17 protein-coding genes are annotated in these 18,995 nt (G+C 54.3%); 8 read left to right on the plus strand and 9 right to left on the minus strand.

The window, feature by feature from the left end:
* Positions 1–137 precede the first annotated feature (137 nt).
* Positions 138–1,403: a transcription termination factor NusA gene (gene nusA, locus WCI03_08785; GenBank protein MEI8139948.1), complete on the minus strand. Its 1,266-nt coding sequence runs from the start codon at positions 1,401–1,403 to the stop codon at positions 138–140.
* Between the two features lie 188 nt (positions 1,404–1,591).
* Entirely contained in the window at positions 1,592–1,894 is a 303-nt protein-coding gene (locus WCI03_08790) for an RNA-binding protein (GenBank protein MEI8139949.1), read from the minus strand.
* Between the two features lie 243 nt (positions 1,895–2,137).
* Between WCI03_08790 and bioF the strand changes: the two genes are divergently transcribed.
* From bioF to WCI03_08805, 3 genes are read left to right on the plus strand one after another with little or no spacing between them, the layout of a single operon-like run.
* Positions 2,138–3,316 carry an 8-amino-7-oxononanoate synthase gene (bioF, locus tag WCI03_08795; GenBank protein ID MEI8139950.1) on the plus strand — a complete coding sequence of 393 codons (1,179 nt, stop codon included), beginning with the start codon at positions 2,138–2,140 and terminating at the stop codon, positions 3,314–3,316.
* Positions 3,313–4,095, plus strand: a complete 783-nt coding sequence (locus WCI03_08800) for a methyltransferase domain-containing protein (protein MEI8139951.1) — start codon at positions 3,313–3,315, stop codon at positions 4,093–4,095. The genes bioF and WCI03_08800 overlap by 4 nt, the downstream gene beginning before the upstream one ends.
* Positions 4,092–5,696, plus strand: a complete 1,605-nt coding sequence (locus tag WCI03_08805; GenBank protein ID MEI8139952.1) for a DUF1570 domain-containing protein — start codon at positions 4,092–4,094, stop codon at positions 5,694–5,696. Before WCI03_08800 ends, WCI03_08805 begins: the two co-directional genes overlap by 4 nt.
* Here WCI03_08805 and purL read toward each other — a convergent pair.
* The 4 genes from purL to cutA all read right to left on the minus strand — a co-directional run bounded on the left by purL (position 5,693) and on the right by cutA (position 12,955).
* Positions 5,693–9,583 carry a phosphoribosylformylglycinamidine synthase gene (gene purL, locus WCI03_08810; GenBank protein MEI8139953.1) on the minus strand — a complete coding sequence of 1,297 codons (3,891 nt, stop codon included), beginning with the start codon at positions 9,581–9,583 and terminating at the stop codon, positions 5,693–5,695. The genes WCI03_08805 and purL overlap by 4 nt on opposite strands.
* Positions 9,580–10,509: a serine O-acetyltransferase EpsC gene (gene epsC, locus WCI03_08815; GenBank protein MEI8139954.1), complete on the minus strand. Its 930-nt coding sequence runs from the start codon at positions 10,507–10,509 to the stop codon at positions 9,580–9,582. The genes purL and epsC overlap by 4 nt, the downstream gene beginning before the upstream one ends.
* A 130-nt stretch (positions 10,510–10,639) precedes the next feature.
* Positions 10,640–12,400, minus strand: coding sequence for a homoserine O-acetyltransferase (locus WCI03_08820; protein MEI8139955.1), 1,761 nt, complete (start codon positions 12,398–12,400; stop codon positions 10,640–10,642).
* Positions 12,401–12,625: 225 nt separating this feature from the next.
* Positions 12,626–12,955 (minus strand): divalent-cation tolerance protein CutA, encoded by a 330-nt coding sequence (cutA, locus tag WCI03_08825; GenBank protein ID MEI8139956.1) that lies wholly within the window; start codon positions 12,953–12,955, stop codon positions 12,626–12,628.
* On the opposite strand from cutA, the gene WCI03_08830 reads away from it, so the two are divergent.
* From WCI03_08830 to WCI03_08850, 5 genes are all read left to right on the plus strand, one after another.
* The gene (locus tag WCI03_08830; GenBank protein ID MEI8139957.1) at positions 12,954–13,115 is read left to right on the plus strand and encodes a hypothetical protein; all 162 of its coding nucleotides are present in this window, start codon (positions 12,954–12,956) and stop codon (positions 13,113–13,115) included. The two genes, cutA and WCI03_08830, sit on opposite strands and share 2 nt — an antisense overlap.
* A 1-nt stretch (position 13,116) precedes the next feature.
* Positions 13,117–14,535, plus strand: a complete 1,419-nt coding sequence (locus WCI03_08835; protein MEI8139958.1) for a LacI family DNA-binding transcriptional regulator — start codon at positions 13,117–13,119, stop codon at positions 14,533–14,535.
* Between the two features lie 505 nt (positions 14,536–15,040).
* Positions 15,041–15,466, plus strand: a complete 426-nt coding sequence (locus WCI03_08840; GenBank protein ID MEI8139959.1) for a type II toxin-antitoxin system RelE/ParE family toxin — start codon at positions 15,041–15,043, stop codon at positions 15,464–15,466.
* Positions 15,467–15,471: 5 nt separating this feature from the next.
* Complete coding sequence (locus WCI03_08845; GenBank protein MEI8139960.1) at positions 15,472–15,918, plus strand: helix-turn-helix transcriptional regulator; 447 nt, start codon at positions 15,472–15,474, stop codon at positions 15,916–15,918.
* Complete coding sequence (locus WCI03_08850) at positions 15,896–16,339, plus strand: protein-export chaperone SecB (GenBank protein MEI8139961.1); 444 nt, start codon at positions 15,896–15,898, stop codon at positions 16,337–16,339. Before WCI03_08845 ends, WCI03_08850 begins: the two co-directional genes overlap by 23 nt.
* Before the next feature lie 145 nt (positions 16,340–16,484).
* On the opposite strand, the gene WCI03_08855 is transcribed toward WCI03_08850, so the two are convergent.
* The 3 genes from WCI03_08855 to WCI03_08865 form a co-directional block, all read right to left on the minus strand.
* Complete coding sequence (locus WCI03_08855; GenBank protein ID MEI8139962.1) at positions 16,485–16,742, minus strand: hypothetical protein; 258 nt, start codon at positions 16,740–16,742, stop codon at positions 16,485–16,487.
* A complete protein-coding gene (locus WCI03_08860) occupies positions 16,739–16,972 on the minus strand; it encodes an AbrB/MazE/SpoVT family DNA-binding domain-containing protein (protein MEI8139963.1) in 234 nt (77 codons plus the stop codon). The genes WCI03_08855 and WCI03_08860 overlap by 4 nt, the downstream gene beginning before the upstream one ends.
* A gap of 90 nt (positions 16,973–17,062) precedes the next feature.
* Positions 17,063–18,910 (minus strand): YgiQ family radical SAM protein, encoded by a 1,848-nt coding sequence (locus WCI03_08865; GenBank protein ID MEI8139964.1) that lies wholly within the window; start codon positions 18,908–18,910, stop codon positions 17,063–17,065.
* Positions 18,911–18,995: the final 85 nt, after the last annotated feature.

Raw genomic sequence — 18,995 nt, forward strand, 5'->3', positions numbered from 1 at the left:
GATTTTAATTTGGCCACAACATCAGCCTCCAATGTGCTCATGTGGTTCTTGGGTTGCAGGCCCATGGCGGTCAACTGATCCAGCAGGTCTTTACTGTGGATCCCTAATTCTTTGGCTAATTCATGAACTCTCATGGGCTATTCGATGTTCTCCTGTACGGCGGGCTGTGCTGCGGCCGCGGCCTCGTAAATGATTTTGGCAGTTGCCTGGTCGAATTCGCCAGTTGCTTCAAGGTCAGCCACTTCTGCGGCCAAAATGCCCTCGATGTTCAGGAAACCGGCCTGAACCAATTTCTCTGCATTGGCGCGCCCAATGCCGGTGATGGCGGCAAGATCACAGACGGCCTTTGCCACCTTCTCCTCAAACGAAATATTACCTTCATCCTTCTGGACATCAATTTTCCAGCCGGTCAATTTTGAGGAGAGCCGGACATTCTGTCCACGCTTTCCAATAGCGAGCGAAAGTTGATCCGCCTCGGTCGTCACATGGATGACTCGGGGTTTGTCCGGGTCAATCTCAACTTTTGACAGTTTGGCAGGGGAGAGGGCGTTGCTGACATAGGTTTTGATGTCATCGCTCCACCGCACAATATCAATTTTTTCGCCAGACAGTTCGCGCACGATATTTTTGACACGCGCACCCCGCATGCCGACGCAGGCCCCAACGGGGTCAACCTTCGCGTCGCGGGACACGACCGCAATTTTCGTCCGGAAGCCAGCCTCACGGGCAATTCCCTTAATTTCCACAGTGTTATCGGAGATTTCAGCCACTTCAAGTTGGAATAACCGGCGTAAAAAGTCGGGGTGACTTCGTGAGAGCATGATGCAGGGGCCTGAAGCGTTATCCTGAACAGACAGCACCAAGGCGCGAACTTGATCGCCCATTTGATACATTTCAGTCGAAATACGTTCTTTGGATGACAGAATTGCCTCGGCTCGGCCCAGATCGACCACAATGTCGTTCCGTTCAAAGCGGCGAATGGTTCCGCTAACAATATCATTCACCCGGTCCCGATACTCTTCAAAAACGATATTACGTTCGGCCTGCCTGATTTTCTGTAAAATAGCCTGCTTCGCTGTTTGGGCGGCAATCCGGCCAAAGTTTTTAGGGGTTACCTCGATCTCAACGGAATCTCCAAGTTGCGCGTCTGATTTAACCCGGCGAGCTCCCGCAAGGTTGATTTCATCGTGAGGATTATCCACCTTTTCAACGACGAGGACGGTGGCGAAAGCCTTGATATCACAGGTTTTACGATCCATGTGAATACGTATATTTTTGGCGGGCCCCACGCTTTTTCGAGAGGCTGACAACAAGGCACTTTCAACCGTGAGAAACAGCGTCTCACGGTCAATGCCACGTTCTTTTTCAAGGTAACTCAGTACCGATGATAATTCACCATTCATAGTCACACCTCACCAAAACTTAGCGATCAACCCATACATAAAAGAGTGGGACATGCCCACTCTTTGCATAATACCCTTTTCCACAAGCCAGCAAAATATAGTCCGAGAGCCAGCCGAGGTCAAGCCTTTAGACAAAAAAGGCCGGGGTTTTGGCCCCGGCCTTAGATCACTCAACAATACTGGTTAAATTACCAGCGGCGTTCACGGCTCTCGAAGCCGCCTTCGCGACCGCCACCACCACCACCTTCGGCGCGGGGACGAGCTTCGTTCACCTTCATTTTGCGACCACCCGCATCCTTGTCGTTCAAGGAATCGATTGCGTTCTGGGCAGCAGCGGCGTCGGGCATGACGACAAAGCCAAAACCTTTTGAACGGCCGGTTTCGCGATCCTGAATGATGTTGACGGATTCTACAACCCCGTACTGTTCAAACTGGGCTTTAAGATCATCCTGAGTCGTTTGATAAGGCAGATTTCCAACGTAAATATTCACTTTTCTATACTCCAAAAAATAAAAACTATTTCAAAAACACTTCTAAAACAAAAAACAATCGACAAAAACTATATATATTCGGTCACCTTCCTGCCCATTCACCTCCGTAAATCACCAGACCGCATATCGGTCCACAGCAGAAGAGGCTATAGCATTGTCCTTATGCCTGCAACATAAATTATACACATAAATTACACACTTAAATTCTGGACATGGTGGATTCCTCCAAGCAGGATACGGGATATGCGAGTTACGGAAATATGGATGGAAAATGAACTTGGGTCCCTGAAGGCGGGGGGGCTCGAAAGAAAGTTGGTTACCTACCAAAATACCGGGGTGAACATCACGGCCGGAGCGCAGATGCTTGTCAATTTCTCAAGTAACGATTATCTCGGCCTTGCCCGGAATCCGGTGGTCCTTACCGCCATGGCAGACGCGACCCGGCGTTACGGAGCCGGATCCACGGCATCTCGGCTTGTGACAGGTACCTTGGAATGTCATGAGGAGCTGGAGACACAGTTGGCCGGGTTGAAAGGCTATCCTGCCGCACTGGTGTTCGGTAGCGGTTATGCGGCGAATGTTGGCATCATTAGCGCCTTGGTAGGCCGCGATGACCATATCTTTATCGATCGGTTGGCTCATGCCAGTTTATTGGATGCCGCGGTGCTGAGCCGGGCAAAAGTGCATCGTTTTCATCATAATGACCATGAAGACTTCCGACGCTTGATCCGGGCGTGCGTTTCGGGCGGAAAGCGCCTGATGGTGACGGAGTCCGTATTCAGTATGGATGGGGATATCGCGCCGGTAGCAGCTTTGGCGGAAGTGGCTGAAGCGGGGGGCGCAATGGTACTGGTGGATGAGGCGCATGCAACGGGGGTATTCGGCTCGGGTGGGGCGGGGGTAGTCCGGCAGTCCAGTTCGGAGTCGCAGGTCAATTGTTCCATGGGAACCTTGAGTAAGGCTTTGGGCGGATATGGCGGGTTTGTGGCCTGTTCAGGGGACATGCGCCGGTGGCTCATTCATAAGGCGCGGTCTTTCATCTATTCAACGGCATTACCACCAGCCATGGTCGGGGCGGCACTTGGGGCCTTGCAGTGTCTGCGCAATAATCCAGAGATGGGGTTTCAGCTTCTTGAACATTCGGCAAAATTTCGGGTACGACTGAGGGAACTGGGGCTGGATACCGGTTCCTCGGAAAGTCAGATTATTCCGGTGATGGTAGGGGATAATGAGCGTGCGGTCCGGCTCCACCGCCGATTGGTGGAGTGGGGCATTCTGGCGGTGGCCATCCGTCCCCCGACGGTTCCCCGGGGTTCAGCCCGGTTGCGGCTCTCGGTGAGCTTGGAACATACCCCCGAGATTTTGAATCGCGTGGCTGGTGTGATCGCAGAGGCCGCACAACGTGAAGGAATTATCAAATGACATCTGTCGCTAATCGTTTTTCCCGTGCGGCTCAGACCTATGAACGGGGCGCTTCTTTGCACCGGCATGTGGCGGCGCGTCTGATTGAGACCTTGCCTGAACCCGGGGAGGTGGGGAGCGGCCGTATTCTCGAGGTGGGCTGTGGTTCAGGTATTCTTACGGAGCCGCTTCGCCAGCGTTACCCTGAGGCCTCGTTTTGCGTTTTGGATGTGGCAGAGGGAATGGTCGCGGCAGTCCGATCACGATGGGGGCATGATCCCCGCATGGAGTTTGTGGTTGCAGATGTCCGGGAGTTTTCCACCCCGCGTCCCTTTGATCTGATGGTCAGCAGTTCAGCGCTTCATTGGGCGACCCCTTTGGAAGGGACTTTTGCAAATTTAAAGCGGCATCTTTTTCCCGAGGGGAAGTGTTATGTGGCTTTGATGATAGACGGGACGCTGGCGGAGCTCCATGCGTTACGCCGGCGAGTGGCGCCCGGAAAGATCCCGGCTGGCAGGTTATCAACAGCTGCAGAGGTTCTGGAGGCTGCAAGGGCCGCCGGGTTTACCGTTGTGACCAGCGAGGAGGAGAGCATTCAAACCCGCTACCATTCTGCCGATGACTTTTTAAGTACCATTCATGCCCAGGGGTTAACCGGAGGGGCTGTGTCGCGGGCGTCTGTGTCGCTTACGCGGACGGAGTTAAAGCGGTTACGCCGGGAATATGACGTGGCCTTTCGCGGCCAGGGGGATGGGGTCTTCGCCAGCTTCGTTGTGCAATACTTGAGTCTCCGTTTATGAATTTATTCCGATGGCCGCTTCTCCCGATTCTGATCGTCATGGCCGGTCTGCCCGTTTGTGGGATCGCGCGTCCAATACTGACCTTTGTGAAGCCGACGGATTTGCCGGAGCTTGGCATCCAATTGAAATTAATGCCCGGGGCACGGGAAGTCCCCCCCGCCTCTCCCTCTGTTTGCGTTTACCAGTTTAACCGGGGTGGGGAGACCTGGAAAGAGGATCGCTTTTCGCCTCTGGAGCTCTGGAGACAGGGGCAATATGCCGGACAATGGGTGGGGCACGACGACAATAAACTTCTTCTGGCGTTCATGTCCCGTCTTCCACCAGACGTAGACCCCGGCCAACATGTGACCCAGGCTGTGTTCGAACAGCAGAGTCTTCTGACAACCAATGTTACCCGGTTTGCTACCGAAGCGGATCTTACCCGCTGGGTTGCCGGATTTACCGGCTGTCCGCACCCGCTGGGTAAGCGGTTAAATAAACAATTCTCCCGCATTTCGCCTGTGTGGGTTTATCTCATGGAGGCCCACCTCCCGAATCGCGTTGCGTATGTTTTTCGTTTGGCTCGTGGCGCTGGAAAAGCCAGTGCATCCCCCTGGGTGTGTGCACAGTTTGATCTCAATCCGGAAATTCGCATGGACACGGCGTGCGAAATTATAGAAAGAGAATTTCTGGGTTCCATTTCCACAATCACCATGACTCAGCCGGTGGTGCGTGAGACCTTGACCAAGATGGAGAAGGGGCTTGTGGACTCTGATTCCATGGCGGTTTCCCGGCAACAGGTACTTAACAGTATTCGCAATTTAAAAGGATGGTGGTATGACGTCACTCCAGACTACATCATCCTCTCGAACCTGAAAGGGGGCTCCGGTTCGCTGGTTGAGCAGCTTAAGGGCTCCATGAAAGCGATCAGATCTGCTTACAAGCAATGCATCCCGGAGCCTGAGGCGGCAGGTATTGGAGTTATACGTATTCCGGCTACTCAGTTGGAATATCGCGAATATGTGGGGGAGGAAAGCGGTTGGACTCAGGGACTTTGGATGCCCGCCAGGAAAGAGCTTGTGATTTGTCCTGCGGCTGACCAGGGATCCCATGCTAAACGCGAATCCATTTTACGTGTGGCATTTCATGAGGGTTTTCATCAATACGCATTCTATGCCCTCGGGCAGGCGAATGCCTCCATGTGGTTCAATGAAGGTTATGCCCAATTTTTCGAGAACGCTTCTCTGTCTAACGGACGGCTCACGATTGAGGAGTCCCCCAGGGTGCTTTCCTATCTCAACAAGATGCAGGTGGAAAACCGTATGGATCTCCGTCGACTTTTCAAACTTACCAGGGAGGCCTTTTATGATCCCAATGAAAAAGTTCGACTTGATAATTATATCCTATCCTGGGCACTGGTTTACTATTTGAAAAAAGACGTGTCCTGTCTCTATCCCGGTTTGCTTGATAAATACGTTGCCGCGATGCTCCGCAACGGCGGTAATGCCGAGATAGCAACGGACGACATGCTGGAGGGTGTTGACCTGAGAAAGCTTCAATCTGATTTTCAGAAATTCTGGCAATCCACTTCGAGGCAATCCGCTGCCCGCCGCAAAAACTAATCAACGAACTTGCGTGCGTTCTGGAACATGCGCAGCCAGGGGCCTTCTTCGCCCTTGAAAAGGCCTTGCGGCTTCCAGGACAACTGTACCGCACGGAAAGCCCGTTCAGGGTGGGGCATCATGATGGTGACGCGCCCGTCCAGGGTGGTGACGCCAGTGAGTCCGCCAGGAGAACTGTTCGGATTGAGTGGATAGTTTTCCGTGGGCCGTCCATAGTGATCAACAAAGCGGAGCGCGGCCAGTTTACGTGAGGCGATTTCTGCCGCAGACCCTGTTCGCTCAAAGTTGGTGAACCCTTCGCCATGGGCGACAGGAATGGGAATGCGGGAGCCTTCCATTCCCTTAAACAGGATCGAGGGGGACGACAGAATTTCGAGCGTCGCGAAGCGGGCTTCAAACTGCTCGATCTTATTGCGGGTAAAGCGCGGCCACGCCTCGGCACCGGGAATGATGTCCTTGAGCAGAGAGACCATCTGGCAGCCATTACAGACGCCCAGGGTAAAGGAGTCCGGCCGCTGGAAAAAGGTCTGGAACATGTCGCGCAGGCGTTCATTGAAAAGAATGCTTCTCGCCCACCCGGCGCCGGCGCCCAGGACATCACCGTAAGAGAATCCGCCACAGGCGACCAGCCCTGAGAAGTTGGCCAGATTGACGCGGCTGGAGAGCAAGTCGGTCATGTGTACATCCACACTGGTGAAACCTGCCCGCTCGAACGCGGCTGCCATTTCTATGTGCCCATTAATTCCTTGCTCCCGTAAAATGGCCATCTTGGGCCTATTTCCGCCAATATTAAAGGGCTGGCAGGGATCATAGGTCAGTTTAAATGAGAGGCCGGGATCTGATTCGTCTTTGAGGGCATCGAATTCCTGGCGCGCACATTCGGCATTATCGCGGCGGGATTGCATCTCACTGGTCAACTCCGACCAGATACGCTTGAGCTCAATGACATTACCCTGAAAAATGGAGGCATCTCCCATTTGGATGGAAAGCGATTTGTCTGCCACGGGACTGCCCAGAATGAAGGCAAGGTCGCCGAGTTCATGGCGCTTGAGGATCTCGTTGACGTGGGCAATGTGTTGATCGGATACCTGTATGACGGCCCCGAGTTCCTCTGAGAACAAGATGGAGAAAGGTTCATCGCCAAGTTCGTCGATTTGAACCCGGAGGCCTTGATGGGCTCCAAAGGCCATCTCGGCTAAAGTCGCAAACAGTCCGCCATCCGAACGGTCATGATAGGCTAACAGGAGCCCTTCGCGAATTAATTCCTGCATCGCTCCATAGAAATTCACCATGTCCGCCGGGCAATCCAGATTCGGTGGCGTGGCCCCCACCTGGTTGTAAACCTGGGCCAGCGCCGAGGCGCCTAACCGGTTCTGCCCTCGCCCGAGATCCAACAGGATCAGCACGGAATCCGGAACAGGCTTGAGTTCGGCGGTAACCGTTTTACGGACATCCTGCACGGGGGAGAAGGCGCTAACGACCAGGCTGAGGGGGGCGACCTGTTTTTCGGCTTTCCCCTTTGAATCCTGCCAGGTAGTACGCATGGAGAGCGAATCCTTGCCCACCGGGATAGAGATCCCGAGTGCCGGGCACAGTTCCAGGCCCACGGCCCGGACGGTATCAAACAGGGCGGCATCCTCGCCCTTCTCGCCACAGGCGCACATCCAGTTGGCGGAGAGCTTCACATTGCCGATGGGCCCGGTGAAGGTTCCTGCAATGTTGGTCAACGCTTCGCCCACAGCCATTCTGCCTGAGGCGGGCGCATTAAGGATGGCGATGGGGGTTCTTTCGCCCATGGACATGGCTTCGCCGACATAGCCGTCAAACATGGCGGCAGTCACAGCGGCATCGGCGATGGGGGTCTGGTAGGGCCCCGTCATCTGGTCACGGGTGACCATTCCTGTTACGGACCGGTCGGTGATGGTGATGAGAAAGGTTTTGTTGGCTACTGCCGGCAGGCGGAGAACCCGCTCGACGGCTTCGTTCAAGTCAATTCCGGAGAGATCCAGCTCGGCGTGGGTTTCCTGCCGATGTTGAACATCCCGCAGCATTTTGGGCGGCTTGCCGAAGATGACCTGCAGGTCGATATCAATGGAATTATTTTTAAAATGGGAATCATGGAGTACGAGCCGTTTGTCATCTGTGGCCTGACCAATGACAGCCGCAGGACAGCGTTCGCGCCGGCAGAGTGCCATAAAGCAATCCAGGCTTTCAGGGGCCACGGCCAGGACGTAACGTTCCTGGGCCTCACAGCACCAGATTTCCATCGGACTCATGGACATTTCTTCGTTCAGGATCTTGCGAAGTTCAAAGCGGCCCCCGGTTTCTGAGACGAGTTCGGGGCAGCCATTGGAAAGTCCGCCAGCCCCGATATCGTGGATGCTTACGATGGGATTTGCGTCATTCAGTGCAATACAGGAATTGATAACTTCCTGACACCGGCGTTGGATTTCGGCGTTGTCGCGTTGCACGGAATCGAAATCGAGTTTCTCGGCGTTGCTGCCACTGCCCATGGATGAAGCCGCTCCGCCACCCAGTCCAATTCGTAAGGCCGGCCCGCCTAGCTGAATGATATGGGTGCCGGTTTGGATGGGCTTTTTCAGCACGTGCTGGCGCTTGATGTTACCCATGCCGCCCGCCACCATGATGGGCTTGTGATAGCCACGGTCACGCTCATTGTGGCGGTGTTCATACGTCCTGAAAATACCGGTTAACTGAGGCCGTCCGAATTCGTTGCCGAACCGTGCGCCGCCCAGTGGACCATCGGTCATGATTTCGAGCGGGGTGGCGAGCCGGGTGGGGAATTCGGCATGATCTTTTTCCCAGGGCATCACAAAGCCGGGGATCTTAAGGTTGGATACAAAGAAAGCGGAGAGCCCGGCTTTCGGGCGTCCGCCGATTCCCGTGGCGCCTTCATCCCGGATTTCGCCGCCGACACCGGTGGCCGCGCCGGGATAGGGTGAAATCGCCGTGGGATGATTATGGGTTTCGACTTTGATCAGGATATCAATTTGTTCCGGCAGTCCGCCGTAGTGGTTTGAGCCGCTGGGGTGAACTTCAAACCAGTTTCCGGGAAACCCTTCCATGACCGCAGAGTTATCCTCGTACGCGACGAGAGTGCCTTGCGGGTGGTGTTGATGGGTGTTCCGGATCATATCAAAGAGACTGGTCGTCTGGGGCTGGCCATCGATGATCCAGTCAGCCTTGAAGATTTTATGGCGGCAATGTTCAGAGTTCACCTGGCCGAACATGACCAGTTCAACATCGGTGGGGTTGCGTTTGATTTTGGAGTAAACCGTGTAGAGATACCGGACTTCGTCATCCGACAGGGCCAACCCCAGGGTGACGTTGGCCGTTTGCAGCGCTGCAAGTCCGCCGCCAAGAATGTCAACGGTCACCAGAGCGGCAGGGGGAATATGGGTGAAGATATCTGAGATATCGTTGTATAGCCCCTCGGTCATGCGGTCATGGAACAGATGGAGTGCAAGCTGTAATTGCGCCACGGAGGCGTAACGGCCGTCTTTCAGCCGGACATGGAACAGAATCCCGCGTTCGACCCGTTGTACATCAGAAAGCCCGCAGTTGTGGAAAATGTCGGTTGCTTTGGAGGCCCACGGCGACAGCGTCCCTTTGCGGGGAGTCACGAAGAAGCCGTCAGTAGTGGTGGCAGGAATGTAGCAATCGGTATCCAGCAGCGCGGCCACCCGCGGCCAGAGTTCAGCGGTGAATTGAGGGACGGTTTCCACGAGGGTGATGGTCACGGCCTCAATGGAATCGATGCTGCAATCGGGGAGTTCCGTGGTGAGATCCCGGGTGAGTTGGTGGATGCGAAAGGCCGAGAAAACTGGCCCGCCCTTGAAGATATGAAGATTATGTGGAATGGTCATTTATGAGACTCTTTGCTGGTGATGAGCGGTTTGGGTTGTTGGTTATAAACTTTTGAATGTGGGGGGACCGAATGGGTGAGCCAGACATTGCCGCCGATTTCTGAACCGGCGCCAATGGTGGTTTCTCCGCCAAGAATGGTGGCCCCGGCATAGATGGTGACATCGTCTTCCACGGCCGGATGCCGCTTGATCCCCTTGATGGGATGGCCGTCTTTGTCCTTGGGAAAACTGAGCGCGCCCAGAGTTACGCCCTGATAAAGTTTTACGTTTTTGCCAATGGTGCTGGTTTCGCCGATCACGACGCCGGTACCGTGATCGATGAAGAAACCGGGTCCTATTTTGGCACCGGGATGAATATCGATCCCAGTTTGGGAATGGGCGTGTTCAGTCATGATGCGGGGAATCAGCGGAACCTGCGCCTGATACAGGACATGGGCGATCCGTTGAACCATGATGGCTTGAAGTCCAGGGTAGCTCATTACCACCTCCATGATGGAGCGTGCGGCGGGATCTCCTTCGTAGGCCGCCACGATGTCCTGCTGGAGGGTTTGCTTTAGATCGGCCAGGGAATCCAGCAGTCGTTTGACCGCGGCCGCTGCCTTTTCAGGGCAATCCCCGCAATCCGTACATTGATCGAACTGGCATTGATAGCGAAAGGCATGCTCGATCTGTTCGGAAAGAATGGCGTGTACAGACGCGAGTTTTGTCGCGATAAACTCGCAGAGGAGCTTGGGTGGCATAGGTTCGCGCCCATGACAGCCGGGGAACAGGATGGCAATCAAGTCATCAAGCGCCTGATAAATGGAGTTCCGGCCCGCCAGATGAAAGCCCCGTGTGTTTTTGGCGGACGAGGAGCAGGACTCGCAGGAGCAGAGGCTTTCCGCAAGCGATTTCAGGTCAGAGGCAGTGAGGGGGGGTGTGTTCATGATTTAACTCTTAATCGTAATCTTAATCATAATCTTAATCGGTTCCGGGTCATTGTCGCTGAAAAAAAGAGATTACGATTACGATTAAGATTACGATTATGAGATGGGGTTGGCATGGTCGTGTTCATAATTAAGCCCTCGTGATGTTTACCAGGATTCGCTCGGCACCGAGATTTTCAAGCCCTGCTGCGATCAGGAGCTTGCTGAGTCGACGTTCAGCCAGGGGAATGACCCGCTTGACCCGGATGTTGTCCTTGCGGCAAAGGTTGAGAAAGTCCTGCCAGGTGGCCAGATGAATATTGGGCGTATCGTACCATTCGAACGGTAACGCATCGGTCTTGGGCATCCGTCCGGTGACGCCCAGTCTGAGCCGGTTATGCCAGTTGGCAAAGTTCGGGAAACTGACAATCCCTTCACGAGCAATACGCAGCATCTCATGGAGGACTTCACGGGGATGTCGCACCACCTGAAGAGTCTGGCTTAATACGACGAAGTCGTAGGTCTGGTCGGGAATCATGTCGAGTTTCTGGTCAATATCACTATGGAAAACGTCGAGATTCTTACCCATGGCGGCGATCAGATGGCTCAACTCGATATCCACACCCATGCCGGAAGTTTGCCGGTTCGCAGTCAGAAGGGAGAGCAAATCGCCATCGCCACAGCCGAGATCGAGTACCCGTGAACCGGGTTCGATCAGGGAGGCAATCAGGTCGTAATCGTCACGCTTGACCGCCTTGACGGGCGCGGCACATTGAGCACAGCCGCCCAGGAAGGTGCAGATGACCTGTGAGGTCTGGTCGATATCCACCAGAAAGGCATCATGGCCATAGGGCGCCTTGAGCAGGCAATACGAGATGGGTTTTCCGATTTGGACCAGGGCTGAGGCGATTTCCAATGACTGTTCGGGCGGGAATAGCCAGTCGGAACTCAACGCCACAATCAGGAAGCGGGCTTTCACATTCTGGAAGGCGGTTTTGAGGTCGCCATAAGATTCAGCCAGATCATAGCTGTCCATGGCCTGGGTAATGTGCAGATAGGAGTTGGAGTCGAACCGTTCGACGAATTTTTCGCCTTGATATTGAAGATAACTTTCGACCTCGAAACGGGTTCTGAAACGTTCCCCTGCCGGGTTCTCTTTTTTCTTCCGCCCGAATTTGCGAGTCATGATTTCCGGGGAAAGATAGGTGATGTGGCCCAGCATACGGGCAGCGGCCAATCCATTGCTGGGTTGTGTGCCGGTGCCATAATAATCGCCCTGCGCCCAGCCGGGGTCACTGGTGATCACTTCGCGGCCAACGATATCAAAGGCCAGCGCCTGGGCCGAAAGTGAGGCCGCGCTGGCGAGACAGATGCAGCGCTCAGGCATATCGGGGTAACGGATGCTCCACTCCAGAACTTGCATGCCCCCAAAGGAGCCGCCGATAATGGCGTAGAGCCGGTCAATTCCGAGATGGTTTAGCAGCAGATAGTGCGCGTGGACGATGTCGCCGATGGTGATGTTCGGGAAGGCGGCGCCATAGGGGGTGCCCGTGGCCGGATTGATCGAGGCGGGGCCGGTGGTCCCCTTGCAGCCGCCCAGAATATTGGCGCAGATGACGTGGAAGCGGTTGGTATCAATCCCTTTCCCCGGGCCGATCATGGCATCCCACCAACCTTGGGTTTTCGGGTCTGCAGAATGATACCCGGCGACATGGGCATCTCCAGTGAGGGCGTGACAGATGAAAACCACGTTGTCTTTGGCGGGATTCAATGTGCCATAGGTCTCGTAAGCAACAGTCAATTCTGGCAAAGCATTCCCGCCTTCGAGTGTGAACCCACCCGGAGGAAGCGTAATGGTGGCCAGCTTCGTCTCCACCAGCCCGACTGATTGTTCGAGATTTATCTTATCCATGACCTGATACTTAATAACTGCATTCAAATCCGTTCCGGAAACCTTCTTATCTAGCGGTCAGAGAGCTAAAAGTCAAACACTGGCATCTTGGCGGGACGCCAAAGCTGAAAAAGGTGGCGTTCGACGTCCTCGGCGAACGCATTGTCCATTTAAAGTCCCCATATCGCCCAGCCGCCGGGGACGTCGGCTGCCACCTGAGCTTCGCTCTTTTTACAGCCGACAGTCTCAGGACCTCTTTGAGGTTTCCTGGTGGATCCAGTTGAGGTAGGGGGGGTGACCCCCGAGGATTGGGGTTACAATGATTTCAGGGATCTCGTAAGGATGATGGGTACGGATGAAGTCCTGAAGTTCAGGAGCAAGGTTGGCCGGGGTTTTACATTGGAGGATAAACTCAGTGCCCGACTCCATTTTCCCCTGCCACCAATAGACGCTGCGAATGGGCCAGAACTGAACGCAGGCAGCCAGTCTGGTGGAGGTGATAAGTTCCGCAAGTTTCACCGCCAGGTCTTCGGTCTCAACGGTCGTTGTGACGATTACATATGAGGTGTCATCCATGGAAGTAAAGATACCTAATTGTGGTAGCCACGGCAAGGCGATAGCACTTGGTTTTGGAGTGCGGCGGCTTGACCTGCGCTTTTCATCGGCGCGGCTTGACGCGCTTTCTGTTATAAATACCTCGTTGAATATTAATAACAGCAATGCTAAAACGTTTTAGTATGAATTATCGAGTGACGATAAAGGACGTTGCTGAAGCGGCGGAAGTCTCGGTTTCAACGGTCTCTCAGGTGCTCAATGGGCGGGCTGGTGAGTTACGGATAAGTAAGGAAACTCAGGCGCGAGTGCTGACGGTTATCCGCCAAACCGGTTTTGTACCTAACCGGATGGCCCGGGACATGGTGCTGGGAAGACGTTCATTTATCGGTCTCGTTCTATCCGTAACCGGGCTGGCCGAAGCGGCCATGCTGCTTCCCGAACTGGAACCATTGATCACTACGGCTGGCTACCGGCTTATTCTGGTGATGGTCCCTGCCGATCCCAATGCCGCTTCAGTTCAGGTTGCCGATCTGCTCCGTGACGGGGTCGCCGGTTTGGTGTGCAGTTCTGCCGCCATGCCGGTTGCGGTTAAGATGGCGGCTAGCAACTGTCCTGTCATTGGCCTGAGTCCGGCGGCGGGCAAAACCATACTGGCAACACTGCGTGGAGAGGTGGTAGTAGCGGGGAGCGTGGAGCAAGGAGCGCCGAGCAAGGCGGAGACTACGCCGCTGCCTGTTCCTGTGGTAACGCCACCGACTCCGGTGACAGCGACGTCGGTCATTCCAACACCACCGCCATCACGCCCGATCGTGCCGGAACCTAAACCGTTGTCTGCCCCAGTCACGCCTATTTCTCCAGCAGGATCCGGCTCGGACGGTTTAACAGGCTTACCGCAGGCAGACAGTTCTTTGGAGAGCGAGGTTTATCCGAGCCGCGACCCAGAACCGGACTTTATGGAGCCGATCCTCGCCGTGGAACCCGGGCCGGTTCTCACGCCGTCTTCTGGTGTAGTAGCCGCTGTCCCCAGCGGCACCGGCCCCGAGCCGGCCCCTACTGTGACCCCAACACCGGAACCTACGCCGATAATCACTGAACCTGTTCAAGCTGATTTGGCCTACACGCCACCACCAATATCAGAGCCCCAGCCCGAACCGGTTGCCCCGGTCTTGGAACCCGAGCCAGAAATTGCTGCGCCAGTAACACCGGCACCTGAAAGCGAGCCAACGCCGGTGGTGATAACCCCGGTGGAGCCCGAACCACCGCCGCCGGAACCGGCCCCAGTCTTCATCGAGCCGACACCGATTGTGGAGCCTGGTCCGGTCATTGCTCCTGCCTCAGCCTCGACTCCCAGCAACCAGCAACCTATCAACTCAACAACTCCTACTCCCCCTGAGCCGGAAACACAGGCACCGGCTCCTGAGCCGCCGCCAGTCGTGATAACTCCGTTGGAGAATATCCCCCCGCCATCACCACCCGAACCAGAATCACCTGAAGTCAACACTCGGGCAGATCCCCAAACAGAAGGCATTGCCGCGGATGAGCCAGCTCCTGACGGCAAAGTCCCTGCTGATGGAGTGGGTGGTGATCAGGCACCAATGTAACGGCCGCGTTCATTAAAAGAAGGGTCGTTTTTTGGTGAACGCATAACTATCTTTCTGCCGCTAAATGAGATTCTTTCTGGGAGTTGATAAACCATGACCAGAATGCTTTTCCATGAGAAAATCGAGCCACTGTTGTCGAAGACCTCGACATTCAGTTCCCGCCCGGAATCGATGAGGAAGCGAAACTGAAAGCTAATCCTTAATCTCTGGTGAAGGTTATTCTGAACTGTCCGTAAAAAACGGACAGTTCAGAATGAAAGCTCCGGACGGTAAGCCGCCGCATTCCGGAAAATGATTCAGACCCTTTCTGAATCCCGCCGAACGGAAAATTTCAGTTGTCCGAAAAAACGGACGACTGGTGGTGATCGTTTCTGCCAGTATACCTCCTGTGATTTAATAGTTAAATAAGTACTATACACATAAGTCATTTGTGATTTAATGTGGATCTTGGATCGAAACAAAAGGCATTGAATAATGTTGCAGACATTGAACCTATAGGTTAAATATGAAATTGGAGTTTCTGCTGGAAGGTTCAGCATTTACTTTGTACGCCATCGTGCAGGGAGAAAATGTGGCCGAATATCTGGAGGAATTGGAACAGCGCAATGTTCAGGCACATGACCAGATTGCGCGGAGGTTACTGCAACTGGCGGAGCGTGGATCATCCAGAAAAAAGGATGAATTCAATGACTTGGGGCATGAGCTCTATGAGGCGAAGGCTAAGAAGGGGCCACGCGTGATTTTCTTCTACGATGACAACCGGGTTGTCATATGCGCACATGCTTTTGATAAACAGGGGCAGAAGACGCCTAAAAGGGAAATCGAAACCGCCATGAGTCGTAAACGTAGCTATTTTTCCTGTAAGGAAGCAGGTTTAGGGTTTGAAATACATCGGGATGAGAAACAAGCAGAGCCCAGGAGGCAGCCTTGAATACCATGATCGTACGAAAAAGCGGTGGATACACTTTTGCGGAAGGATTGAAACGGGCACAGAAACACCTCGAGTTTTATGAGGAGGGCCTTGTCATTGAAGTGGCCGCACGCATTATTGATGCCATGGAAGCCTCCGGCATAACTCGCAGTGAACTGTCGCGTCGGTTAAAGGTAAGTCCTGCCTATGTGACCAAAATCTTGCGCGGTCACGCTAATCTTAGTCTGGAGAGTTTGGCGAAGCTCGCCTTCGTTCTCGACTTGAAATGGGAATGCATTCTGATTCCCAAACATGCCAGAGTGAGCCTTCTCGCGGTGACAGGCGAATCCGGCGGGTCAGCCATTCGGACGGTAGAAACGGCGACCATTGAGGGCCTGGGCGGAGATCCCACTCCGGACGAAAATGCCCAATATGCGAAAGGTACACGCTATGAACTGCCTCTTTCGGCTTGACCATTACCAGATTGAAAGTGTTGCCGTCGCTCAGAACGAGGCGTTTGATTCCTCGTTGGTGGTTCATACGGGCGACATTTCCTCTGCGATTAACATAGCGCCACACCTGAAAGAGCCGGGTAAATATCGACTAACCCTCGAAGTTCAGGTCAAACCCAAGTCGAAAAAGGAAAAGGAATTCTTTCCCTATGGAGTCTCGATCAGGGGGCGTGCCTTTTTTTCCTTCAAGGAGCCATGTTTAGCTGACCAAGCGGAACATACGCTTCGCGTTAATGGCGCCGCCATCCTGTATGGACTGCTCCGTGCCCAGGTGGCGCAAATTACGGCACAATCCGTTCATGGTCAATTTCTACTGCCAACGATGGATTTCGTCGAACTGGCCAAATCAAAGCAGGAGGGCAAGGCCGCGAAGGGAAAATAGTCAGGGATTGCCCAAAGGGCAGCAAAGAATTCAATTGCAAAAACACTGACCCCAAAAGCGGTGGAGGCCATGAATGTGGCGATCAAAGGCGTGGTTGCGTGTGGAATTCTGAAATCACTCAATTAGGCAATCCATCCCTTGCGACTCAGTTCATCGGCAAGCAAGGTAGCGGGCAGTCCGTGACGGTAGTCATTTGTGAACTGAGGTGAAATTTCGGCTTTAGTTTCTCAAGGCTGTTTAGCAGGCCGGGTCGTTTCATTTCAACATTTCGCCGGGCTTCTTCCCAGACATGCTCATTGATTACAACCGTTGCGTGTTGGAAGAGGGCATCCAGTAAAATTCTGGTGGCATTGTTGGGATCGGCAGCCGAGAACAGAACGTTGGCATCGGCAAAGACCTTCATTTTTTTCGCCGTTTCAAATGTTTTGCAAGTTCGGCATCGGCAGCATCAAACTCGTCCACCCGGGCATTGGTGTATAATTCAATGGGGAATGCTACGCCAGGGCGCAACAATATTCCTTGTTCCGATGTCTCTGCAATAATCCTTCCACCATGATCTAAACCGAGCAGGTGCCTCATGGCCTTTGGAAGCGTTAAAGTGCCGCGGGAATTAAGTTCTAGGATCATATTCATAAAAAAATACGGTTTTACTGAAAATCAGTAAAGATGAAATTTCAGAGGGCAGGGCTTGGCATGATAAATTTCTTCTAAACCTCTAACACATTAACACCCTAACACTTTGATCAGGTCTTCGCGGTTGGCGGCCATCAGGGCTTCGCGGGCTTTGCGGTGGAATTTGGGATCGTGGCAAAGGAGCAGGGCACGCTGCATGGCTTTGTCGTTATCGGTGCGGGCCACATAAACGGCTTCCCCAGTCATGGGGTCGTGGCCTGTATAGAACATGGCCGCAGCTACTGTCAGCGGAGCCGGATAGAAATCCTGAACCTGCTCAGCGCGGATATTCTCTTTCTTGAGATAGAGCGCCAGTTCAATCATGTCCGCTAAGGTGCAGCCCGGATGGCCACTGACAAAGTATTCAATCACTTGTTGCGCCTTGCCAGCCGCCCGATCGGCCTCTTTGAACCGCTTTACAAATCCGCGATAAGCCTGGACGCCGGGTTTCCGCATCAGTCGCAGGACGTTGGCGGTAACATGCTCGGGCGCGATTTTCAGGCGGCCACAGACGTGATGCTGGGCCAGTTCTGCGATGTAACCGCGTGAATCCTGGGCCAACGCGAGATCGAAGCGGATGCCGCTGGTGATGAAGACGTGGTTAACGCCCGGTAACGTGCGGGCTTCCCGCAGCAATTCCAGTTGGGCGCTCGCATCCGTGATGAGATTAGGGCAGAGATCCGGTGACAGACAGCTTGGTCGCTTGCAGTTGGCTCCATGCCGACTACAGGAGGTGCCGTACATATTGGCGGTTGGCCCTCCCAGATCACTGACCGTGCCGTGAAAGTCGGGTGACGAGGCCAGATGCCGGATTTCGTCAAGAATGCCTTTGCGGCTCCGGGAATTAATGGTTTTTCCCTGATGTGCGGCTATGGCGCAGAAGGCGCAGGAGCCGTAGCACCCGCGGTGGGTGGTCACGGAATCCTTGATCATATCATATGCGGTAATGCGTTTGCCTGCATAAGCCGGGTGTGGCTTGCGGGTAAAGGGCAGGGCGTAGAGGGTATCGAGTTCTCTGGTGTGAAGCGGGGTGGCCGGGGGATAAACAACAAGTTGCCGGTCGCCATGTGACTGCATGAACGTCTGGGGTCTGTCGGTGGCGGCGTTAAGGAGAACCTCACGCGTCATGGCATTAAAGGCGATTTTTCCTTCGGCCGTCGGGGCGGAGACGATTTCGTAGGAGGGGAGGGAGCAGAGGACAGTGGGCAGTGGGCAGTGGGCAGTTGGCAGAACGCCGCTCAGGTCGCCACGCTCAACTCTTTTAATTTCAGCAGTACCTGGGATGCCGGTGAGAGAGTCGCCTTGCTCGAGGCGGTGGGCGACTTCAGCGATGGCGCGTTCGCCCATTCCATAAACCAGCAGATCGGCCTTGGAGTCAAAAAGAATGGAGCGCTTGATGCTGTCAGTCCAATAGTCATAGTAAGGTAAACGCCGCAGCGACGCCTCAATCCCTCCAATAATGACAGGAACCTTCTGTTCACTGCCTACTGTCCTCTGCCCTCTGCCTACTGCCGACTGCCCACTGCCCACTGACTTAAACGCCTGTCTCACCCGGGTGACGTACACGATGGTGGCATTAGGTGGGCGGAGATCTCCCTCCCCTTCGGGTAGGTAGGCGTCATCCCGGCGACGCTTACGCATTACTGTCAGGCGTGCGAGCTGACTATCCAGATTCCCGGCTGTGACACCCCAGAACAGGCGGGGTGGGCCGAGGACGCGAAATGCTTCCACATCATTTGCGTCAGGTGCGGCAATAATGCCTACACGGTAGCCGCAGGACTCCAGCCACCGTCCAAGCAGGGGTACCCCGAATGACGGATGATCCACATAGGCATCACCTGTCACCAGAATGACATCGCATTGGGACCATCCCCGCTGCTCCATTTCGCGGCGGGACATGGGGAGGGGGCGAATTGTTATTGGTGATTGGTTATTAGTTAATGGTTTTGAAAAGGAATTCTGAACTTTGGGCATAGTGTATTCT

This window comes from bacterium, assembly GCA_037143175.1.
In the GTDB taxonomy this organism is placed as follows: Bacteria; Verrucomicrobiota; Kiritimatiellia; order CAIKKV01; family CAITUY01; genus JAABPW01.